Origin of the sequence: Bradyrhizobium sp. AZCC 1588, assembly GCF_036924735.1 — a bacterium.
In the GTDB taxonomy this organism is placed as follows: Bacteria; Pseudomonadota; Alphaproteobacteria; order Rhizobiales; family Xanthobacteraceae; genus Bradyrhizobium.
In genome coordinates, this window is the sequence record NZ_JAZHSC010000001.1 from 3,659,093 (window position 1) to 3,681,030 (window position 21,938).

Here is a 21,938-nt window from a genome sequence, read left to right on the forward strand (position 1 = left end):
TTGTTGTCAGGCCGCCGCGCGGCCGACATTGAGCGACGGCTGCGGCGGTCGCTTGGCGGACGGGAAACTCAAGGCTATGGCGACGGCGGCCATGCCGATCGTGAACGAGCCGACATAGAGCCAGCTATAGCCGTGGAAGGTGTCGAATACCCATCCGCCGGCGAGCGGCCCCAGCGCCATGCCGAGGCTGGCAAAAGCGGAGACGGCGCCGAACATGCTGCCCATGATGCGCACGCCGAAATATTCACGCACCAGCACGGCGTATAGCGGCATTACGCCGCCATAGGCGAGGCCAAAGACAACCGACAGGGCGTAGAATTCGCCGAGCTGGCCGACCGCGAGATAGGTTGCGATCGCCAAGGCCTGCACGAACAGGCCGCCGACCAGAACGTGCTTGGCGCCGAAGCGATCGGCCAGTAGGCCGAGCAGCAGACGGCCGCCGAGGCCGGAGAAGCCGGCGAGGCTGTAGACCGTGACTGCGGTCAGCGGCGCGATGCCGCAGATCATGGCGTAGCTCACCAGGTGGAAGATCGGCCCCGAATGCGCCGCGCAGCAGGCGAAATGCGCGCCTGCCAGGATGATGAATTGCGGCGTTCGCAGCGCCTGCGCGACCGTCCACTGCCCGTCAGGCGCGCCCGTCCCATGGGCGGCAGCAGGCGTTGACGGCTCCGGCGGGCGTCGCACCAGCAATGAGGCCGGGATCAACAGCGCCAAGGCGACGATGCCGATCACCAGCATCGCCGTGCGCCAGTCATAGGCCGTGATCAGATAGCTTGCGAATGGGGCAACCGTCAGCGGCGAAACGCCCATGCCGGCCGATACCAACGCCACCGCGAGGCTGCGGCGATGTTCGATCCAGGCGCTCGCTACTGCTACCATCGGCGCGTAGAAACTGCCGGCCGCAATCCCGATCAAGACGCCGAACGCCAACTGAAATTGCCACAGGCTGGTGGCCTGGCTCGCGCCGATCAGCCCGGCGCCGAGCAGCAGCGTGCCAGACAGCACGACGATGCGGGTGCCGAACCGGTCGGACAGCGTGCCCCAGAAGAACGCCGCCAATCCCATGGCGAGAAAGTTGATCGTCGCCGCCGCCGAGACGCCGCTGCGCGACCAGCCCATCGCCTCCGAAATCGGCTGCAGAAACACCGCGAGCGCCAACATCGAGCCGAATGCGACGCAAGTCATCAGCGCACCTACGGCGACGACGACCCAGCCGTAGGATAAACCGGAGGCCTTGCCCATGCGTTTCCTTGCGCGTGTGCTGTTGTTTGTATGCGCGGGATAATGGTGGCCTATTTGGCGTCGTCGCGCAATGCGGTGGAAGGCAACCCTCTCATTCGAAGATCATGTGGTTGTGCGTTGCATTCGGCGGAGCTTGGCGCGCGACCATGACGAGGCTGGTCCGTTCGAGGATTGCGTATCGAACGCGTGACGGTCAAAATGTACCTACGCTTGATGGAACGATAGAAAGTCAATGCAGGAAACTCTTATTGCGCCATCTTCCGACGCCGATCAGCAGGGAGTCCTCGATGTCATCCTGCCGATCCAGCAACGAGAATTTGGTATCCCCATCACGGCAGCCGACCAGCCTGATCTCACTGATATTCCCGGGTTCTACCAATCGGGGACCGGCGGCTTCTGGGTGGCTCGCTCCAATGGTCGGGTCGTTGGCACGATCGGATTGAAAGACATCGGCGCAAGACAGGCGGCACTGCGCAAGATGTTTGTCGCCGCTCCATTTCGAGGCCGGGAGCTCGGAGTGGCGGGAAAGCTGCTTGACATGCTGCTGGCGCATGCCCGCGCAGAGCGTGTTGCCGAGATTTTTCTCGGCACGACGGACACGTTCCTGGCCGCGCACCGCTTCTATGAAAGGAACAATTTCAAGGAGCTGCAGAAAGCCGAGCTGCCCAAGACCTTTCCGATCATGGCCGTTGATTCGAAATTCTACGCCTTGCACGTGTCGTGAGGCGAGCGATAAAAACGTAGGGTGGGCTAAGCGAGGCGTGCCCACCATCGAACCCGCGATTTGGATGGATGGTGGGCACGCTGCGCTTAGCCCTACTGAGTCAGAGGGTCGCGGGCGATCGACTAGAAGAATCAGATAATTGCGAGATTCAAGCTCAGCGTGGAGGCTAAGATGAATCTCGATATCCGGTTTGCGTCCTATGTTGAGGAACTTGCGAGCGCGATGGGTCAGGCGGATCGGGCTCGACCGCTGCGCGACTACTGCACCGGGCTGATCCTGCCGGGCGAGCGCAAGAGCGTAGAGCCGATGGCGGCGCGGACCGATCCAGCGCGTGTCTCTGCGCAACACCAGTCGTTGCTGCACTTTGTCGGTGCTGGCGGTTGGTCGGACGAGAAGGTGCTGGCCAAGATCAGCGAACTGGTGGTTCCGGCAATCACGAAGCACGGGCCGATCGAGGCCTGGATCATCGATGACACCGGCATCCCGAAGAAGGGCCGACATTCGGTTGGGGTGAAGCCGCAGTATTGCGGGCAGCTTGGCAAGGAAGCCAATTGCCAAGTGGCAGTGTCGCTGTCGATTGCGAACCACTTTGCCAGCTTGCCGGTCGGGTATCGGCTCTATTTGCCGAAAGAGTGGGCCGAGGATCGCGCGCGTCGGGATCGGGCCGGGGTGCCTGAGGACATCCGCTTCAAGACCAAACAGCAGATTGCGCTCGAGTTGATCCAACGGGCGCACGCGGCAGGCCTTCCGCTGGGAGTGCTGTTGATGGACCTCGACTACGGCCGTGACTCGCGATTGCGCACGAGCGTGTCTGCCCTGGGATTGAGCTATGTGGCGGGCATTCAGCCGAACGTGTTGATGTGGGCGCCTGGCACCGGTCCGAAGCGGCCCGACAAATCGCTCAACAATAACGGCCGACGCAATGAGCCCGATCTGATCTCGGCCCAAGAAGTGGTGCGTGCTCTACCTGAGCACGCCTGGCGCACGATCCGCTGGCGCGAAGGCTCGGCCGATTGGCTGTCCTCGCGCTTTGCACGGGTGCGCGTACGCGTCGGCTACAATGGTGCAATCCCCGGGCAGGTCGCAGAGGAGTGGCTGCTGATCGAGTGGCCGGAGGGCGAAACAAAGCTCAGCAAATACAAATACTGGCTCTCCACACTGCCGGCAGAGATCAGCTTCCGCCAGCTCGTCGATATCACCAAGATGCGCTGGCGGATCGAGCGCGACTATCAGGAACTCAAGCAGGAGGTCGGGCTTGGGCACTACGAAGGGCGCGGATGGCGTGGCTTCCATCATCACGCAACGCTCTGCATCGCGGCCTATGGGTTCCTGGTCTCCGAGCGAGCCGCGATTCCCCCCTCAGGACCTCGTTCCCCCGCGCTGCTCTCGACGCCTGCATTACCCGACGGTTATCGACCCCGCGGATCCGCCCTTGCGGCCTGAACGCCACATTCCAAACTCGATCGCGACCATGCGTGCACGCTTGATCAAAGCGCTTACAAAGTGGCTCCCGCGATGCCCCTGTTGCGGAGCCCGTGCCGCTCGATATGTCAGAAAGCGCTCGTGACGCAGTAGGATTAGCCCACCCTACAATTTCTACTTTGCATGGGGTTGTTTTCGCGATTTTGTGTCCAGGCCCGTCGGAGAGGCGCGCCGCGCCCGGCACGCGAGATCGTTGGTGCTTCGCGACCGGCCCGCTCAGCTATCCACCTTCAGCGCGGCAATGAATGCTTCCTGCGGAATGTCGACCTTGCCGAACTGCCGCATCTTCTTCTTGCCTTCCTTCTGCTTCTCCAGAAGCTTGCGTTTGCGCGTGATGTCGCCGCCGTAGCATTTGGCGGTGACGTCCTTGCGCAGCGCGCGGACGGTTTCGCGGGCGATCACCTTGCCGCCGATCGCCGCCTGGATCGGGATCTGGAACATGTGCGGCGGGATCAGTTCCTTCATCTTTTCGACCATGGCGCGGCCGCGGCCCTCCGCGCGCGTCCGGTGCACCAGCATCGACAGCGCATCGACCGGCTCGCCATTGACGAGGATCTGCATCTTGACGAGGTCGGCCACCTTGTAGTCGGTCAGATGATAGTCGAACGAGGCGTAGCCCTTCGAGACGGATTTCAGGCGATCGTAGAAATCGAACACGACTTCGTTGAGCGGCAAATCGTATTTCACCATCGCGCGGGAGCCGACGTAAGTGAGCTCCTTCTGCGCGCCGCGGCGGTCCTGACACAGCTTTAGCACGCTGCCGAGATATTCGTCCGGCGTGAGGATCGTGGCCTCGATCCACGGCTCCTCGATGTCGGCGATCTTGACGACGTCGGGCATGTCGACCGGGTTGTGGATCTCGATCTCCTGCCCATCGGTCAGGTGCATCTTGTAGATCACGCTCGGCGCCGTCGCGATCAGGTTGAGATCGAACTCGCGCGACAGCCGCTCCTGGATGATTTCGAGATGCAGCAGCCCGAGGAAGCCGCAGCGGAAGCCAAAACCCAGCGCCGCCGAGGTTTCCATCTCGTAGGAGAAGCTCGCGTCGTTGAGCCGCAGCTTGCCCATTGCCGCGCGCAGCGTTTCGAAATCGTTGGCATCGACCGGGAACAGGCCGCAGAACACCACCGGGATCGCCGGCTTGAAGCCGGGCAGCATCTCGGTGATCGGCTTCTTGTCGTCGGTGATGGTATCGCCGACGCGCGTGTCGGCGACTTCCTTGATCGCCGCGGTAATGAAGCCGATCTCGCCGGGGCCGAGCTCGTCGACCTGCTCCATCTTCGGCGTGAAGAACCCGACGCGCTCGACGTCGTAGGCCGCGTTGGTGCCCATCATGCGGATGCGCTGGCCCTTTTTCATCGTGCCGTCGACGACGCGGATCAGCACGACGACGCCGAGATAGACGTCATACCAGCTATCCACCAATAGCGCCTTCAGCGTCGCGCCGCGGTCGCCCTTCGGCGGCGGCAGGCGAGTCACGATGGCTTCCAGCACGTCGGGAACGCCCAAGCCCGTCTTGGCCGAGATCATCACGGCGTCCGAGGCGTCGATCCCGATCACGTCCTCGATCTGTTGCTTGACCTTGTCAGGTTCGGCCGCCGGCAGGTCGACCTTGTTGAGGACCGGTACGATCTCGTGATTGTTGTCGAGCGCCTGATAGACGTTGGCGAGCGTCTGCGCTTCCACGCCCTGGCTGGCGTCGACCACCAGGAGCGACCCTTCGCAGGCCGCCAGTGACCGCGAGACTTCGTAGGCGAAGTCGACATGGCCGGGCGTGTCCATCAGGTTGAAGATGTAATTCGTGCCGTCCTTGGCGCGGTAGTTCAGCCGCACCGTCTGCGCCTTGATGGTGATGCCGCGCTCGCGCTCGATATCCATGGAATCGAGCACCTGTTCCTTGCCCGCCATTTCGCGGTCCGACAGCCCTCCCGTCATCTGGATCAGGCGGTCAGCCAGCGTCGATTTGCCATGGTCGATGTGGGCGACGATGGAGAAGTTGCGGATGTTGGAAATGGGCGCAGTTGTCATGGGGCGCGGGATAGCATTCGTGTCCCTGTGCGGCAACCATCTTGCTGTATTTTAAGGGGCTTTCTTCACGCCAAGCTGATTCCACTTGAGCCGAAAACACGCTAGGCAATGGCCATGTCGATTGCATCCATTTCGCCCACGGCCGCGCGCTTGAGGCGCATTCCCACGATCCAGCGGCTGGCGGCGTGGCTGGCCTCACGCGCCAGTGATCCCAAAACCGGCCTGTGGCTGGTGACCGGCTTTGCCGTGGTCCACGCCGTGCTGTGGACGCTGATCCTGGTCAATCTGAAGACCGGGCAGGACGTCCATATGGACGTCGCGGAGGCCTTCGCCTGGGGGCAGAAGTTCCTGCTCGGCTATGGCAAGCACCCGCCACTGTCGGGATGGGTCGCTGGCGCCTGGTTCATGCTGTTTCCGGTCACAGACTGGGCGACCTATGCACTGGCGATGGCGACGCTCGGCTGCTCCCTCGTGATCTGCTGGCTGTTGGCGCTGCGCGTGGTCGATCGCCGCCGCGCGTTCTTCGTCGTGGTGATGCTCGCGCTCTATCCGATCTTCAACTTCAAGGGCTTCAAGTACAATCCGGACCTGCTACAACTCGTCACGCTGCCGCTCGTCGTGCTGGCCTATCTCGACGCGTTCGAGAAGCGCAGCATCAAATCGGGCGTGTGGCTCGGGCTCGCCGGTGCGCTGGCGCTGATGACCAAATACTGGGTGCTGACCATGATCGGCGCCGTCGGCCTTGCCGCGTTGATCCATCCGCAGCGTTTGCAGTTCCTGCGTTCGTCGGCGCCATGGGTCGCGATCGCCACGCTCGTGGTCGCAATGCTCCCGCACTTCATGTGGCTGAAGCAGGTGGACTTCGTCCCGCTCGCCTATGCCGGCGATACCTACTCCCTCACCGACCGCGCGATGATCGACGATCTCGCGCTGGGCTATGTTAAGCACAATCTCGCGCTGCTGGCCGCACCGGTGATACTCGGCGCGATAGCGCTGATGTGGCGGCCGTTCCGCCTGATGCCGTTTCCGCCCCTAGCGCGCGGCGCCAATATCGGCGTCAACATTTCGCAGGCGATCAATGTCTGGATCGTCCAGGCTGTCGTGGCGATCGGTCCGCCGCTGGGTGCCTTGCTATTCCACGTCTACATCAAAACTGACTGGGGCATCCCGCTGTTCTTCCTGATGCCGCTCGCGCTGGTCGCGATCCCTGCGGTGCGGATCCGGAAGATCGCGCTGTTGAACCTGACGACGACCTGGCTCGTCATTTCGCTCGTCGTGCTGGCGATATCGCCAAGGATCGTCGCCTACGAACTGGATGAAAAGCGCACCGCAGGCGCGACCTATCGGGCGCGTTCCGAACTCGCCCGCGAACTGACGGAAGCCTGGCACACGCGGTTTTATTCGCGCTGGCCGGTGGTCGCCGCCTATACCGATACCGGCCAGCCTGTCACCTTCTACAGCCCCGACCATCCGGCGCCGCTGACGCCGGACGAGCCGTGGTCGTCCGGCCTGACCTCGCTCGAGGAGGCGAAGCGATCGGGCTTCATCGGCATCTGCGAGGTCGGCGACTGGAAGCTGGAAAAATGCGAGGCGTGGATGCAGGCCCATGCCGCCAATGCCGAGCGCATGGTGATGACCACGCGGCGATTCTTACTCGGCAAGGCTGGCCCCGCGACGGCCTGGAACATCTTCATCGTGCCGCCGGCCAGATAGAAATCACTCGAAGGGGTAACACATGGATCTCGACCTGACGGATAAAACGGCGCTCGTGACCGGCTCGACCCGCGGCATCGGGCTTGCGACCGCCATCGGGCTTGCGCAAATGGGCGCGGAAGTGATCGTCAACGGCCGCGAAAAGGCGGCGGTCGGCGAGGCCGTGGCGAAAGTTGAACAGGCTGCGCCGTCGGCCAAAGTGCACGCGGCGGCATTCGATCTCGGAAATGCAGCGGGCTGTGCCGATCTGATGGCGCAATTTCCCGACGTCGACATTCTCGTCAACAATCTCGGCATCTACGAACCGAAGGGATTTTTCGAGATCGAGGATTCCGATTGGTCAAGGATGTTCGAAGTCAACGTCATGAGCGGGGTGCGGCTGACGCGGCACTATTTGAAGCGGATGCTTGATAACAAGGACTGGGGCCGCGTCGTGTTCGTCTCCAGCGAATCCGGCGTCTTTGTTCCGAAGGAGATGGTGCATTACGGCTTCTCGAAATCGGCGCAGCTCGTCATCGCGCGCGGCGCGGCGGAAACCACCAAGGGCACCAACGTGACTGTCAACTCGGTGATGCCCGGCCCGACCTGGGTCGAGATGGCGCCGGTTCGCCTGGCCGCGCGCGCTAAAGCTGCGGGCACGACCGTCGACGACCTCGTCTCGCGCACGTTCAGCGAACGCCGCCCGGCGTCGCTCTTGCAGCGTTACGCCGCGCCGGAAGAGATCGCCAATCTGATCTGCTACGTCTGCTCAAAAGCCTCCAGCGCCACCAACGGCGCCGCGCTGCGCGCCGACGGCGGGATTGTGACGAATCCGTTTTGATGTCTTCACTCCCTCACCCCGCTCTTGCGGGGAGAGGTTAAGCGAGAGCCGTCACGCTCTCTGCCTCATACGCCCTCTTCGTTGAACTTGTCGGCGACCAGCGCTGCGATCGCATCGACCGCTTGCTGGGCCTCGGGGCCGATCGCGGAGACCGTAACCGAGGTTCCAGGTCCCGCTGCCAGCATCATCAACCCCATGATCGAGGTGCCGCCGACGGTCTCGTTGCCGCGCGTCACCCAGACCTCGGCGTTGAAGCGCTCCACCATCTGGACGAATTTGGCCGAGGCCCGCGCGTGCAGGCCGCGCTTATTGATAATCTGAAGTTCCCGCGAGATGGCGCCTGCGGGCACGCTCGGCCCGAGTTCCTTGTCGGGCGCGGCGTCGTCGCTCATTTGCCGGCGAGCACGCGGCTGGCGATGGTGACGTATTTGCGGCCGGCTTCCTGCGCCATCGCGATGGCGTCGGGAAGCGAGCGCTCTTCGCGCACCTTGGCAAGCTTGACCAGCATGGGAAGATTGATGCCTGCGAGCACTTCCACCTTTGGGCGGCTCATGCAGGAAATTGCGAGGTTGGAAGGCGTGCCGCCGAACATGTCGGTGAGGATGGCGACACCATCGCCACTGTCGACGCGATTCACCGCTTCGATGATATCGCTTCGACACAGATCGGAGTCGTCTTCGGCTCCAATCGTGATGGCTTCAATTTGTTTTTGCGGACCCATGACATGTTCGAGCGCCGCCTTGAACTCGTCGGCAAGGCGCCCATGGGTCACAAGCACTAGACCAATCATCGGAAACTCCTCGCGGGTGCTTTTTGGTGCACCGCACGAACGCGCCACTTTGACCATCCAGAGGCCCCGCGCAAGAGGGCATCTTGGCTATTGTTCCGGAATTTGCCGGTAAAGAGTGAGGCCTGCGCCAGCTTATTCGGTGGCGATATTGGGGCTTATATGGTTACCAATCCCCTTCGAACAATCATCCAAAGGTTGGACGGAACCTGAACCGACGGTTGTCGTCAGAGCCGCTACAATCAGCGGGAGGGGATCAAAGCCGGTCCCGATAGGAATTCTCGGTAGTAAAACACCGTTGAGGCGAGTGGAGAGCGCTTCTGGCGGCGGCAGCCGCTCGGCATCGCTGGCCGCAAGGTCGGCGACGAGGCCCACCACCGCCTCCCCAACAAAGTCACAATGGCGAATGCCGAGGCCCCGGACCTCGATCAGGCCGGCCAATTCTCGCGCCGGGCGGACCAACAATTGTCCGGCGACTGTGTCGAGATGGACACGGTCATCGCCGACCAAAACGGCCCGCGGAAGCTGTCCGGCGCGTCCGGCGAGAATCAGATCGAAGGCCAGCCGCGACTTGCCGGCGCCGGATGGCCCGCGGATCAGCACGGCGCGATCGCCCACCAGCACGGCGGAGGCGTGCACGCTCGCGCCCGCCGTCATGGCGTGGGCAGCCTGACCACGAACCGCGCACCCGCCACACTCGGATTGCCGTCGGCGCCGGCCGGGCCATGGCGGTTTTCCGCCCAGATCCGCCCATTATGCGCTTCGATAATCTGCTTGGAGATCGATAGGCCGAGACCTGAGTTCTGGCCAAAGCCCTGATGGGGACGGTCGGTGTAGAAGCGCTCGAAGATGCGTTCCAGCGCATCCTCGCCGATACCCGGCCCATCGTCATCGACGATGATTTCGATTTCCGATCGCACGCGGCGGCAGGTGACGCGCACCTTCCCACCGGGCGTGGAGAAGGATTGCGCATTGGACAACAGGTTGGAGATCACCTGCCCGAGCCGGGAATCATGGCCTGGCACCGAGAACGTATCGGTGGCGCCGCGGCCGTCGAAGCGGGCCTCGACGGCGACGTCATGACCGAGCCTGGTTTCGTTGGCGACCGAGGTCAGCGTCGTCAGCAGCCGGCGCAGATCGACCGGGGCCATGTCCTGGCGCTGCAATTCGGCATCGAGGCGGCTGGCGTCTGAAATATCCGAGATCAGCCGGTCGAGCCGCTTGACGTCGTGCTCGATCACCTCGAGCAGGCGCGCGCGGCTGGTGTCGTTGCGCGCCAAAGGCAGCGTTTCCACCGCCGACCGCAGCGAGGTCAGCGGATTCTTCAATTCATGGGCGACGTCGGCGGCGAACATCTCGATCGCCTCGATGCGGCTGTAGAGCGCGTTCGTCATATCGCGCAGCGCGCCGGACAGATGGCCGATCTCGTCGCGGCGGCGGGTGAAATCGGGAATCTCGACGCGGGTCTGGATGCGCCGGCGGACGCGCTCGGCGCCGTCGGCGAGCCGCCGCACCGGACCTGCGATCGTGCTCGCGAGCAGCAGCGACAGCACGATCATGACCGCGGAAGCGACGCCGCCGACCTTGAGGATCGCCAGCCGCTCGGCGGTCACCATCTGGTCGATGTCGTCGCCTTGCGTCGAGAGCATCAGCGCACCGTGTACGGCACGGAATCGCTGTACGGGGACCGCGACCGAAACGATCACCTCGCCGCGGTCGTTGACGCGCACCATGCTGCTTTTGACGCCGTCGAGCGCCTGCACGATTTCCTGGTAGCCCTTGCCGTTCTCCGGGCCCAGCTCGCGATACAGCGGCAGGTCGCCGCGATTGAGCCAGGTGCGGGTCGCGATCAGCGCGCGTTCGACGAAGCCCGGCTTCTCCGTGGAAGGTGGCGGCAGTTCGAATCGCAACACGTCGCCGCGACCATAGAGACTGCGGCTGTCGAGGATCATGCCGCCGTCGCCGCCATAGATGCGGGCGCGCGTCTTGGTCGGCGAGATCAGCCGCCGCAGCACCGGCGCGACCCGTTCCGGATTGATCGGAAAATCCAGCCCGGAAGATTCGTCCGGCGCGCCGTAGCTTTCGCCGGGCTTGAGGTCGAGCAGCCGGTCCGGATCGATGGTGATGGTGTTGGTTTCGACGGTGGCGGAGGCGGCGATCGCACCGGCGATGATTTCGGCCTGTACCAGCAGGCTCTGCGCCCGCGCATCGATCAGGCCGGCACGGAATTGCGAGAGATAGAGAATGCTCGCCACCAGCGCGACGAGGCCCGCCAGATTGAGCGAGACGATCCGGCGCGTGAGGCTGGAGAAGGAGAGCGCGAAGAAGAACTGCCCGGCCCGGCGCAACCAGCCGAGCGGCCGCCGCCAGCCCTTCTCGCCCGCATTATCCTCGGCAACGCGTTCCCGATCGAGGAGCTCCAAAGCATCCTCGTGGTTCAGGTTGGAATCGGGCTGCGTTCGATCTAGCAATGGCTGAACTGCCGGTTGTGATGCGCCGATTTCTAGCTCTACGCTTTTACGCCGAACGGGCGGATGTGTCAGTTAACACTTCCGCCCGGAAAACGCAGATCAGGCTTCCTTGAAGCGATAGCCGACGCCGTACAGCGTCTCGATCATCTCGAAATCGTCATCGACCACCTTGAACTTCTTGCGCAGCCGCTTGATGTGGCTGTCGATGGTGCGGTCGTCGACATAGACCTGGTCGTCATAGGCCGCGTCCATCAGCGCGTTGCGGCTCTTCACCACGCCGGGCCGCGTGGCCAGCGCCTGCAAGATCAAGAACTCCGTCACCGTCAGCGTCACCGGCTCGTTCTTCCAGGTGCAAGTGTGACGCTCCGGGTCCATCCGCAACAGGCCGCGGTCCAGCGCGCGTGCATCCGGCTCCTTCGGAACGGCGGTCGGATCCTTGGGCTGGCCGCGGCGAAGCACGGCCTTGACCCGCTCGACCAAGAGGCGCTGCGAGAACGGCTTGCGGATGAAATCGTCGGCGCCCATCTTGAGGCCGAACAATTCGTCGATCTCTTCATCTTTGGAAGTTAAGAAAATCACCGGCAGGTCGGACTTCTGCCGCAACCGGCGTAACGTCTCCATGCCGTCCATGCGCGGCATCTTGATATCGAGGATCGCAAGGTCCGGCGGCGAGGTGCGGAAGCCGTCCAGCGCCGAGGCACCATCCGTATAGGTCATGATGCGATAGCCTTCGGCTTCGAGCGCGATCGATACGGAAGTGAGAATGTTGCGGTCATCATCGACCAGGGCGATTGTGGGCATGAGCCTCTGCTTTCGAATAAGAGAGTGGCTTAAACGGCGGGCACTTGAGCCAGACGCCGCGTAAATGGGCTTCGTGTACACAGTCAACGAGCAATGCAAGCTGGGCTGAAGTGTGACCGAGTTCCGCAAAACGTTCCCCAAGGAGACGCGCGGCCCCCCATATAGCACCCTGACCCGATGAGAAAAGGCCCTTTTTGCAATAAGATGGCCGGAAAGGAACCATGCAGCCGACCACAGATTTTGATGCTTCCAAACTGGCCCGATCGCTGCTGCGGCGTAGCCGGCAGGGCGCATTGGCCACGCTTATGCCCGAAAGTGGCGATCCCTATTGCTCGCTGGTGAACGTCGCCAGCCATGCCGATGCATCGCCGATTCTGCTGCTTTCGCGGCTGGCGCTGCATACGAAAAATATTCTCGGCGACAGCAGGGTGTCGCTGATGCTGGATGAACGCGCCGCCGACGATCCGTTGGAGGGTGCACGGATCATGCTGGCGGGACGGGCCGAGGAGGCCCAGGGTGAAGCTGCGAAAATCCTGCGCCGGCGCTATCTTAACGCTCATCCATCGGCTGAAGCGTTTGTAGATTTCAAGGACTTCTCGTTCTTCCGAATCGTCCCGTCAGGCCTGCATCTGGTCGCCGGTTTCGGCCGCATCATCGATCTTAAGCCCGAGCAATTCATGACCGAGATAGGCGATGCCGCCGATTTGCTGGAAGCCGAGCAGGGCGCCGTCGAGCATATGAATGAGGATCACCGCGAGGCGATGAACCTCTACGCGACCAAACTACTGGGCGCCGAGTCCGCGGACTGGCGCTGCACCGGTTGCGACCCCGACGGCATGGACATGCAGGCTGGCTCCTCGACGCTGCGGCTGGATTTCCCTGAACGAGTCACCAGCGCCATGGCGTTGCGCAAGATGCTGGTGCGGCTTGCGGGCGAGGCGCGGGCCAAGGGCTAGCAAGCGTTAACGCCGTCACCGAGCAACTGCGCCGCGCTGTCGAATTCATCGCCGATGACAGTGAAGAAGATTCAGGCACGGTTGCCGTAAAACAAGGCGATGGTGCAGTTCGCGGTCACGGGCGGAAAGCTTCGTCAATGAAAACACGCTCCGCGCGCTGAAAATGTTCTGATTGTGCGACGCAGCAATTGCTGGCCGAGCTAAACAACGGCGTATGGTCGCGCAACCAAGAGGGCAAGCCAGCGCAAAGCAGTGCAGCAAGCGATTGATGCAAATCAACCTTCCGCGCTGGAATAAACCAAATCGCGTGGATCGGCTTGGCAAGCACGGCGTTCATCAATATAGGTCGCCGGACCGATGCCGGAAGGCTATAATTCAGGGTCACCGCGACAGAGCGCGTCAAGCGACATGCGCGCGATTCGAGTAACGCGGGTTCGAGGAGGACTTTCTTCGTGCAAGAGACGGGTCTACGCAACGGCGCCTTCGGCGCCGACAAATTCGGCTTAAAAAATCTCAAGACGGTGCACTGGAATCTCGGGGCGCCGCAGCTTTATCAACATTCACTCACGGCCGGCGAGGCCGTGTTGTCGGCCGACGGCGCGCTCTGCGCGGACACCGGTGAATTCACCGGCCGCAGTCCCAAGGACAAGTTCACGGTGCGTGATGCGACCACCGACAAGAACATGTGGTGGGCCGGCAACCAATCGATCACCTCGGAGCAGTTTGCCGCGCTCTATGCCGACTTCCTCAAGCATGCCGAAGGCATGTCGCTGTATGCGCAGGATCTATACGGCGGCGCCGATCCGAACTTCCAGATCAAGACGCGGGTGTTCACCGAACTTGCCTGGCACTCGCTGTTCATCCGCACGCTTTTGATCCGCCCCGAGGCTCAAGCGCTGAAGGACTTCGTGCCTGAACTCACCATCATCGACCTGCCGAGCTTCCGCGCCGACCCCAAACGTCACGGCGTGCGCTCGGAGAACGTCGTCGCGATCGATTTCGCCCGCAAGATCGTCCTGATCGGCGGGTCTTATTATGCCGGCGAGATGAAGAAGTCGGTCTTCACCACGCTGAACTATTATCTGCCCGCCAAGGGCGTGCTGCCTATGCACTGCTCCGCCAATGTCGGCCCCAAGGGCGACACCGCGATCTTCTTCGGCCTGTCCGGTACCGGAAAGACCACGCTGTCGGCCGATCCCAACCGCACGCTGATCGGCGACGACGAGCATGGCTGGGGCAGCGACGGCGTCTTCAACTTCGAAGGCGGCTGCTACGCCAAGTGCATCAAGCTGTCGAAGGAAGCCGAGCCGCAGATCTTCGCCGCCAGCAGCCGCTTCGGCGCCGTGCTCGAGAACGTGGTGCTTGACGAGAGCAGCCGCGTACCCGACTTCGACGACGGCTCGAAGACCGAAAACACCCGTTCGGCCTACCCGCTCGATTTCATCCCGAACGCTTCGCGCACCGGCCGCGCCGGCCAGCCGAAAAACGTCGTGATGCTGGCCGCCGACGCGTTCGGCGTATTGCCCCCGATTGCAAAACTCTCGCCAGCGCAGGCGATGTATCACTTCCTGTCCGGCTATACCGCCAAGGTTGCCGGCACCGAGCGCGGTCTCGGCAATGAGCCGCAGCCGGAATTCTCCACCTGCTTCGGCTCGCCGTTCCTGCCGCTCGATCCTTCCGTCTACGGCAACATGCTGCGCGAGCTGATCGCCAAACACAACGTCGATTGCTGGCTGGTCAACACCGGCTGGACCGGCGGCAAATACGGCACCGGCAGCCGGATGCCGATCAAGGTAACGCGCGCGCTGCTGACCGCGGCACTGGACGGTTCGTTGCGCAATGTCGAATTCCGAACCGACAAGTATTTCGGTTTCGCGGTGCCGACTGCGCTGCCGGGCGTGCCCAGCGAGATCCTCAATCCCGTCAATACCTGGAAGGACAAGGCCGAGTTCGACAAGACCGCGCGCGCGCTGGTCGGCATGTTCCAGAAGAACTTTGCCAAGTTCGAAGCCCAGGTCGACGCCGAAGTTCGCGCTGCCGCGCCGGATTTGAAGCTCGCGGCGGAGTAAGCCTCAAACGCAATCAACTGCTCCAAAGGGCGGCTTCATGGGCCGCCCTTTTTGCTTTTCCGACGAATTTGGCTGTTGTCCGGAAAGACCGCGTTGCTGGGCGTGCGACGATCGGTGATCTGCAGGCCGAACAGGCTGCTGATCAATTCGACCGCGACGCGCGCGGTGCGGCCGCGTTCGTCCAGGAACGGGTTGAGCTCGACGACGTCGACTGATCGCACCAGACCGGAATCGTGCAGCAACTCCATGATGAGATGCGCTTCGCGATAGGTCGCGCCACCCGGTACCGTGGTGCCGACGCCGGGGGCGACCGCGGGATCGAGAAAATCGACGTCGAAGCTTAAATGCAGCACCCCGTTGCTCGCCCTGACGCGCTCGATCACGCGCCGGATCAGGACGGCAACGCCGAACTCGTCGATGGCGCGCATGTCGGCGATCGCGACGCGGCGGTCGAACACCAGCTTCTTCTCCAGCGGATCGATCGAGCGGATGCCGAACAGATCGAGCCGCTCGGGACCGATCGAGGCGCGGGGCACGTCGCCGAGCAGGCCCTCGAGGCCGTCCTCGCCGCAGAGAAAGGCCGCCGACATGCCGTGCATGTTGCCGGTCTCAGTCGTCTGCGGCGTGTTGTAATCGGCATGTGCATCGAGCCACAGCACGAACAACGGCCGGCCCTGTTCCTGCCAGTGCCGCGCGACGCCGTTCACCGAGCCCATCGAGAGCGAGTGATCGCCGCCCATGAAGATCGGAACGGCGCCGGATTGCGCGAGCAAATACGAACGCTCGCTGAGCGCGCGGATCCAGGTTTTGATCACGTCGTAATATTTGGCGTTCGCCGGCGGCGGGCCCTCGGCGGGAGCAATGGCCGGCGTCAGCATATCGCCATGGTCTTCGACGACAAAACCGAGTTGATCGAGGATGCGGCCGATGCCTGCGGTGCGCAGCGCCGCTGGTCCCATCAGCGTGCCGGCCTGCGAGGCGCCGATCTCGAGGGGGACACCGAGCAGGGCGATGCGGGGAGCGTTGGCGTCGGACATGCAGGCAGCCTCGATCAAACTGTAGGGTGGGCAAAGCGAAGCGTGCCCACCATTCAATGCAATGATTGAATCGATGGTGGGCACGGCGCAAGTGCGCCTTTGCCCCTACAAGAGAGGTAAGGGCCCAATGTTCCGCTTAGGCCTTGAAATACGCGATTTGCGTCGTGGTCGCGAGCAGGCGGCCGGAGGGTGACCACAGCTCGCCGTTCTGATCGCCGTAACTCCGGTGGAAGATCTTAGCGTCGGCTACCGCCAGTATGCGCGTGATGTCCTCGGCCGCGAGATCGTCCGATGCGGTATGGAAGTACGTCGTCAGCGATACCGTGCCAAACGGGACCAGTTCCCGCCGCGCCAGAAATACCCGTCCGAAGAAGGCATCCGACATCGACATCAGCGACAGCATGTCGATCTTCCGCGGCATGCGGTCGCCTATCCACTGTTTGGAGAATGCATCGAGCGGCGGCGACGCCGGCGTGCCGTAGAAATTCGGCTCACCCTCGACGAAGCGGAAATCATACTGGTGCGTCCAGGTCATCGGCGTGTTCGGAAATGAACGCGCCTGCTCGAACGGCGCGGCGCCCGGAAATTTTGCCTGCTGGTGCGACCAGGACGGACGGCGTTCGGCGAACACGGCGGTCGCCAGCGTCGCGACGTCGCCGCCGCTCTGCGTCATCTCCACGCACCAATGCTGGCTCGAACGGTTGGCCTTGACCAGGCGGACATCGAGATCGAAGCCGCCTTCGGCGACCGGCGCGCAGAAATTCACCGTGACCGACAACGGATCGCCGGCACGCTGCGGATGCTCCATCAGCGCGCGCAGGATGGTGGCGGCCGTGCAGCCGCCGAACGGGCCGACAAAGGCCCAATAGTCCGGGCTGGTCTTGCCTTGCCAGCAACTGTCACCGGCGGTGACCCGTGTGGCATCGTCGAAAAGATGTGGGGCTTTGGTGAGCATTCCATATTTCCCGTCATTGCGAGGGCCAACGGGTCGCGCGAATGCGCGCCCGATGACAGGCTCCGCGGAGTATCGCTGCTATTCAGTCGAATTCAATGACGTCTGAGGTAATGATTCCGTGCCCCGGGATCTATCGCGTCGCCCCGCGCTGCGCGCTCGTTTCCGGCACGGCCGACGCCTCGCGCACCGGCACGTTCCAGATCTCCTCGGCATACTCCCGGATGGTGCGGTCGGAGGAGAACCACGGCATCCGCGCCACGTTGAGGATCGAGGCGCGGGTCCAGGCCGGCACCACTTGCCAGCGTGCGTCGATGCCGCGCTGCGCTGTGTAGTAGGAATCGAAATCGGCCGAGACCATGTAGTGGTCGAGGTAGCGCAGCGCGTGGCCGATCGAGGCGAAACGGGCGCGATCGTCGGGCGAGAACGCGCCGCTCTCGATCGCGGTAATGGCCCGCGCCAGCCGCGGCGAGCGGCTGATCACATCGGTCGCATCCAGGCCCTGCTTGCGCCGGATCATGACGTCGCCGGCCTCCATGCCGAAGATCGCGATATTCTCCGCGCCGACATGGTCGCGGATTTCGATGTTGGCGCCGTCGAGCGTGCCGATCGTCAGCGCGCCGTTCAGCGCCAGCTTCATGTTACCGGTACCGGAGGCCTCCATGCCGGCGGTCGAAATCTGTTCGGATAGATCGGCGGCCGGAATGATCACTTCGGCGAGGCTGACATTGTAGTCGGCGAGAAAGACGACCTTCAGCCTTCCTGCGACGTCAGGGTCGTTGTTGACGACTTCGGCGACATCGTTGATCAGCTTGATGATCAGCTTGGCGTAGCGATAGCTCGCCCGCCGCCTTACCGGCGAAGATTTTTACGCGCGGCACCCAGTCGCGCTGCGGCTCGTCCTTGATCGCCTGGTACAGCGCAATGGTCTCGACGACATTGAGCAATTGCCGCTTGTACTCGTGGATGCGCTTGATCTGGATGTCGAACAATGCCGACGGATCGATCTTGACGCCAAGGCGCTCGTTGATGAGCCGCGCCAGCGCCACCTTGTTGTGATGCTTGACCTCGCGAAAACGCTGCTGGAACGCGTTGTCACTGGCGTGGGCCTCGAGGCGCTCGAACAGCGAGAAATCGTCAAGCACGTTCTCGCCGCAGACCTCGCGCATAAGCCCGGTGAGCTTTGGATTGGCCAGCATCAGCCAGCGGCGGAAGGTGATGCCGTTGGTCTTGTTGGTGATGCGGCCGGGATAGAGATGGTTGAGATCGTGGAACACGGTCTCCTTCATCAGGTCGGAGTGCATCGCCGACACGCCATTGATGCGGTGCGAGCCGACGAAGGCGAGCTGCCCCATCCGCACCCGGCGGCCGGACTTCTCGTCGATCAACGACACCGACGCGCGATACTCGATGTCACCGGGGCAGCGCTGATCGGCCAGCGCCAGATGCGCAGCGTTGATGCGGTAGATGATTTCGAGATGCCGCGGCAGCAGCCGCTCGAACAGTTCGACCGGCCATGTCTCCAGCGCTTCCGGCAGCAGCGTGTGATTGGTGTAGGAAAGCGTCGCCACCGTGATCTTCCACGCCTCGTCCCAGCGGAAATTGTGCAGATCGACCAGGATGCGCATCAATTCGGTGACGGCAAGGCTCGGATGGGTGTCGTTGAGCTGCACCGCGGCCTTCGATGCCAAGCTGCGCAACTGCCCGTCCGAGGCGAGGTGCCGCTTGACCAGGTCCTGCAGCGAGGCGGAGACGAAGAAATACTCCTGCCGTAGCCGAAGTTCGCGCCCCGCAGGGCTCTCGTCGTTCGGGTAGAGGAATTTGCAGATCGATTCCGCGCGCGCTTCCTCGGCGACGGCGCCGAGGTAGTCGCCGGTGTTGAAGACGTCGAGCCGCAAGGGATCGGGCGAGCGCGCCGACCATAGCCGCAGCGCGTTCACATGCTGGCCGCGCCAGCCCACGATCGGCGTGTCATAGGCGACGGCCTGCACGGTTTCCGCCGGCCGCCACGTCGCGCGGTCGCGTCCGTGGTCGTCGACATGGTCGACAAAGCCGCCGAAATGAACGTGATAGACCACCTCCGCCCGCAGGAATTCCCAGGGGTTGCCGAAGCTCAGCCATTCGTCCGGATATTCCTGCTGCCAGCCTTGCGAAATGATCTGGCGGAACAGGCCGAAATCGTAGCGGATGCCGTAGCCGATAGCGGGAACGGCCAGCGTCGCCATGCTTTCCATGAAGCACGCCGCAAGCCGTCCGAGACCGCCATTGCCGAGCGCTGCGTCCGGCTCGCATTTGCGCAAATCATCCAGGCCGACGCCGAGATCGCCGAGCGCCGCCTCGAACACCGGCAAGAGACCCATATTGTTCAGCGCGTCGGTGAACAGCCGGCCGATCAGGAATTCGAGCGAGAGATAATAGACCCGTTTGCTGCCCGCATCGTAGCTCTCCTTTTCGGCCGTCAGCCAGCGGTGCACGACGCGGTCGCGCAACGCCAGCGCCGCGGCCTTGTACCAGTCGCGACGCGTCGCCATGCCGGCGTCCTTGCCGATCGCAAGGCGCAGCTTGGCGAGGATGGCGCCCTTGATCTCGGCCAGCGCGAGTTCGTCGACCGGCTGGCCAAGTGCCGGATAGTTCCCTGCGATTTGTTCCTGCAACACGTCGATCCCTGCGTTGAGACTCACAACATAGGCGTCTTGTCCGGCAATCGAAACGCCGGAGAACGCCGGAGTATGTTGTGCACTGCGCTGGTATGAATTTATGCAAGGACCGGGCCGATTTCGCGGCACCGGCGTGCCAGCTTTGGTGTTATAATCCAATACCAAAGTACAGGGATCGCTGGGGCTTGGTGGGTAGATGCTGATTGGGGTCCAAGGAATCGCGTGCCAGCAAAACGGGGAGGGCCTGTCATGAGATTGACGATCGAGATCGCGGCCACCGCGTTATTGATGGTCTGCATCAGCGCCACTAGCGCCGCCTTTGCCGCGGGCAAGACCGGCAGAAGTGCCGACGGCGTAAGCTGCTCATTTAGCGTCGCAAAGGGCGCTTCGCCCGCGGCGCGTTGTGCCGCGATCAAGCGGCAGTGCGGCGGAAAATTCTACGCCAATTATTGCGGTGACAAACTGTTGTCGGCAATGTGAAGGATTGCGTTGCGGATGGTTCATACCATCACGCGATCTCAAGGTTCGCCTTCCTCGGCAAGCGCGGGATAGCGGAGATAAAGCTTCTGCAGCAGCTCGAACGCGTCGACCGCTTCCAGCAACAGCATCCGAATCTGGCTGGCTCGCGCCCCGCCCTTGATTCTCGATCCTTTCGGCAACCGGATAGGCGAAATTTCGGCACGAGGCTAGAACAAATTAAGAACACCTTAGCAAGTCTTTGATATATCATTGTGATTCGGCGCATCGCCGACACAACATATAGGCCCATCCGAGTTTGCGAGGACTACATGTCCACCATCGCTTTCGATCAGTTCGCTCTCACCCGCATCGCCGATTTCGCGCGCTCGTTGTCGCGCCTGCACCAGGCCTCGCGCCGCCAGCTCGTCGACGACGACGCGATCGACCGCGAGTTCAACGCGGTCTGCATGTCGGTGTGGGGCTACACCACGGACGATTTCAGCGACGAACTGTTTTCGATCGAGGATCACGCCTTTCTCGATTCGCTGGATGAGGCGCAGGCGCGGATTTTTGCGGCCCAAGCAGGCTACGATCTCGTCGACGACCAGGGCATGCTGACGGATTGGTGGGGCTATTGCTGGATGATTCTCGCCGAGAAGCGCGGCCTGCTGACGCCGGAAAATCGCGCCGCGGCGCGGGCGGCGATCGAGGAAAAATATCTGTCGGCGCCGAACGTGATCGGCGTGATTGTCGGGCGGTGAGGTAGTCTTCGTCATTCCGGAATGGTCCGAAGGACCATATCCGGAATCTCGAGATTCTCCGATGCGCAATTGCGCATCGTAGTTCGATGCTTCGCATCGCCCCGGAATGACGCTCGAACTGCTAATTCACTTCCGCTCGCTTCGCCGCTTTCGGCGCGGCGATCTTCGGTATGGAAGCGGTCGGCAGTTCGACGTCGCGTCTCGTTTCGGGAAGCGGCGCGTTGGCTGCGACCATCTCGGCGCTGACTGGCGCGACCTTCATTTCGCCGAGCCGGGCGCGGACATCTGCCGTGAGGCCGGGATAGGAGGCGACCGGCGTGAACTCCGCCGTGTGGTCGGCGCCAAGACGCACGCCGGTATAGGCCACCAGGCCGTCGGTGGTGGCGACGACGTCACCGGAGCGCAGCGAGGTATCGAGCGTGAGATCGACCGGCGCAAGCCCGGACGGGCTTCTGCCGTTGCAGGTGCAGTCGGCGCTCAGCGCCTTGCGATAGGCGTAGGCGTTCTCGCTGTCGGCATAACGCTCGCCGTTACTGGCGGTCGCATGATCGATGTTGCTGCCGTAAAACACCTTGGTGACGCTGGCCGGGCAGAAGGCCTGGCAGGTCTGCACCGGCGAGGCGGTGCCGCGCATCGTCAGCGGAAAATATTTGCCGTCGCAGCTTCGCACGCAAAACGCAGGCCCGGAGCCCGCCACGCGCGGGGCCGGGGCGGGCGCTGATGGCTGCTGATTGAGGCCGAACGGATCGGCGAAGAAATTGGCCTGCGGAGGCGCTTGCCGCGCCTGCTGCTTCTGCGCGCCGCCAAACAGGAAATCGAACAGGCCTTCGGCGGAAACGCTGCCAGGCGCGAGCAGGAGAGCGCCCGAAAGGATCGCTGCGGCAACAAACGTCGCGCGGCGCCGCACGCGCGAAAAAGTCAACTCTGTACGCAACGCCAACTCCACCCAACGCAACAAACGCGCCGAAGCGCGACGGCT

19 protein-coding genes and 1 pseudogene are annotated in these 21,938 nt (G+C 62.8%); 8 read left to right on the forward strand and 12 right to left on the reverse strand.

Annotated elements, in window-relative coordinates:
* Window positions 1-6: 6 nt before the first annotated feature.
* Window positions 7-1,242 carry an MFS transporter gene (locus V1277_RS17140; RefSeq protein WP_334417348.1) on the reverse strand — a complete coding sequence of 412 codons (1,236 nt, stop codon included), beginning with the start codon at window positions 1,240-1,242 and terminating at the stop codon, window positions 7-9.
* 232 nt (window positions 1,243-1,474) lie between these two features.
* On the opposite strand from V1277_RS17140, the gene V1277_RS17145 reads away from it, so the two are divergent.
* Together V1277_RS17145 and V1277_RS17150 are read left to right on the forward strand one after the other, a co-directional pair.
* Window positions 1,475-1,966: a GNAT family N-acetyltransferase gene (locus tag V1277_RS17145; protein WP_334417349.1), complete on the forward strand. Its 492-nt coding sequence runs from the start codon at window positions 1,475-1,477 to the stop codon at window positions 1,964-1,966.
* Window positions 1,967-2,137: 171 nt separating this feature from the next.
* Window positions 2,138-3,409, forward strand: coding sequence for an IS701 family transposase (locus tag V1277_RS17150; RefSeq protein WP_334415441.1), 1,272 nt, complete (start codon window positions 2,138-2,140; stop codon window positions 3,407-3,409).
* Window positions 3,410-3,664: 255 nt separating this feature from the next.
* On the opposite strand, the gene lepA is transcribed toward V1277_RS17150, so the two are convergent.
* Window positions 3,665-5,476 carry a translation elongation factor 4 gene (lepA, locus tag V1277_RS17155; RefSeq protein ID WP_334417350.1) on the reverse strand — a complete coding sequence of 604 codons (1,812 nt, stop codon included), beginning with the start codon at window positions 5,474-5,476 and terminating at the stop codon, window positions 3,665-3,667.
* A gap of 114 nt (window positions 5,477-5,590) precedes the next feature.
* Between lepA and V1277_RS17160 the strand changes: the two genes are divergently transcribed.
* Window positions 5,591-7,189, forward strand: coding sequence for a glycosyltransferase family 39 protein (locus tag V1277_RS17160; protein WP_334417351.1), 1,599 nt, complete (start codon window positions 5,591-5,593; stop codon window positions 7,187-7,189).
* Between the two features lie 22 nt (window positions 7,190-7,211).
* A complete protein-coding gene (locus tag V1277_RS17165) occupies window positions 7,212-8,009 on the forward strand; it encodes an SDR family NAD(P)-dependent oxidoreductase (RefSeq protein WP_334417352.1) in 798 nt (265 codons plus the stop codon).
* Between the two features lie 65 nt (window positions 8,010-8,074).
* Here V1277_RS17165 and V1277_RS17170 read toward each other — a convergent pair whose 3' ends face one another.
* The 5 genes from V1277_RS17170 to V1277_RS17190 all read right to left on the reverse strand — a co-directional run bounded on the left by V1277_RS17170 (window position 8,075) and on the right by V1277_RS17190 (window position 12,068).
* Window positions 8,075-8,401 carry an HPr family phosphocarrier protein gene (locus V1277_RS17170; protein WP_334370976.1) on the reverse strand — a complete coding sequence of 109 codons (327 nt, stop codon included), beginning with the start codon at window positions 8,399-8,401 and terminating at the stop codon, window positions 8,075-8,077.
* Window positions 8,398-8,799: a PTS sugar transporter subunit IIA gene (locus V1277_RS17175; protein ID WP_024339151.1), complete on the reverse strand. Its 402-nt coding sequence runs from the start codon at window positions 8,797-8,799 to the stop codon at window positions 8,398-8,400. Before V1277_RS17175 ends, V1277_RS17170 begins: the two co-directional genes overlap by 4 nt.
* Window positions 8,800-8,931: 132 nt before the next feature.
* Window positions 8,932-9,453 carry an HPr kinase/phosphorylase gene (locus V1277_RS17180; RefSeq protein ID WP_334417353.1) on the reverse strand — a complete coding sequence of 174 codons (522 nt, stop codon included), beginning with the start codon at window positions 9,451-9,453 and terminating at the stop codon, window positions 8,932-8,934.
* Window positions 9,450-11,267: a sensor histidine kinase gene (locus V1277_RS17185; RefSeq protein ID WP_334417354.1), complete on the reverse strand. Its 1,818-nt coding sequence runs from the start codon at window positions 11,265-11,267 to the stop codon at window positions 9,450-9,452. Before V1277_RS17185 ends, V1277_RS17180 begins: the two co-directional genes overlap by 4 nt.
* A gap of 99 nt (window positions 11,268-11,366) precedes the next feature.
* On the reverse strand, window positions 11,367-12,068 hold the full coding sequence (locus tag V1277_RS17190; RefSeq protein ID WP_027541437.1) for a response regulator transcription factor: 702 nt from the start codon (window positions 12,066-12,068) through the stop codon (window positions 11,367-11,369).
* A 221-nt stretch (window positions 12,069-12,289) separates the two neighbouring features.
* On the opposite strand from V1277_RS17190, the gene V1277_RS17195 reads away from it, so the two are divergent.
* Window positions 12,290-13,024: a HugZ family pyridoxamine 5'-phosphate oxidase gene (locus V1277_RS17195; RefSeq protein WP_334417355.1), complete on the forward strand. Its 735-nt coding sequence runs from the start codon at window positions 12,290-12,292 to the stop codon at window positions 13,022-13,024.
* A gap of 115 nt (window positions 13,025-13,139) precedes the next feature.
* On the opposite strand, the gene V1277_RS17200 is transcribed toward V1277_RS17195, so the two are convergent.
* The gene (locus V1277_RS17200; RefSeq protein WP_334417356.1) at window positions 13,140-13,361 is read right to left on the reverse strand and encodes a hypothetical protein; all 222 of its coding nucleotides are present in this window, start codon (window positions 13,359-13,361) and stop codon (window positions 13,140-13,142) included.
* A gap of 115 nt (window positions 13,362-13,476) precedes the next feature.
* Between V1277_RS17200 and V1277_RS17205 the strand changes: the two genes are divergently transcribed.
* Window positions 13,477-15,093, forward strand: a complete 1,617-nt coding sequence (locus tag V1277_RS17205) for a phosphoenolpyruvate carboxykinase (protein ID WP_334417357.1) — start codon at window positions 13,477-13,479, stop codon at window positions 15,091-15,093.
* A 35-nt stretch (window positions 15,094-15,128) separates the two neighbouring features.
* On the opposite strand, the gene rocF is transcribed toward V1277_RS17205, so the two are convergent.
* From rocF to V1277_RS17220, 3 genes and pseudogenes are all read right to left on the reverse strand, one after another.
* Window positions 15,129-16,130, reverse strand: coding sequence for an arginase (rocF, locus tag V1277_RS17210; RefSeq protein ID WP_334417358.1), 1,002 nt, complete (start codon window positions 16,128-16,130; stop codon window positions 15,129-15,131).
* Between the two features lie 136 nt (window positions 16,131-16,266).
* Window positions 16,267-17,085, reverse strand: a complete 819-nt coding sequence (locus V1277_RS17215; RefSeq protein ID WP_334417359.1) for an acyl-CoA thioesterase — start codon at window positions 17,083-17,085, stop codon at window positions 16,267-16,269.
* Between the two features lie 130 nt (window positions 17,086-17,215).
* Window positions 17,216-19,745, reverse strand: a pseudogene (locus V1277_RS17220) (glycogen/starch/alpha-glucan phosphorylase).
* Window positions 19,746-19,988: 243 nt separating this feature from the next.
* Here V1277_RS17220 and V1277_RS17225 point away from each other — a divergent pair.
* On the forward strand, window positions 19,989-20,219 hold the full coding sequence (locus V1277_RS17225; RefSeq protein ID WP_334417360.1) for a hypothetical protein: 231 nt from the start codon (window positions 19,989-19,991) through the stop codon (window positions 20,217-20,219).
* 308 nt (window positions 20,220-20,527) lie between these two features.
* Window positions 20,528-20,959: a hypothetical protein gene (locus tag V1277_RS17230; protein ID WP_334366229.1), complete on the forward strand. Its 432-nt coding sequence runs from the start codon at window positions 20,528-20,530 to the stop codon at window positions 20,957-20,959.
* A 121-nt stretch (window positions 20,960-21,080) separates the two neighbouring features.
* On the opposite strand, the gene V1277_RS17235 is transcribed toward V1277_RS17230, so the two are convergent.
* The gene (locus V1277_RS17235; protein ID WP_334417361.1) at window positions 21,081-21,893 is read right to left on the reverse strand and encodes a DUF2865 domain-containing protein; all 813 of its coding nucleotides are present in this window, start codon (window positions 21,891-21,893) and stop codon (window positions 21,081-21,083) included.
* Window positions 21,894-21,938 lie beyond the last annotated feature (45 nt).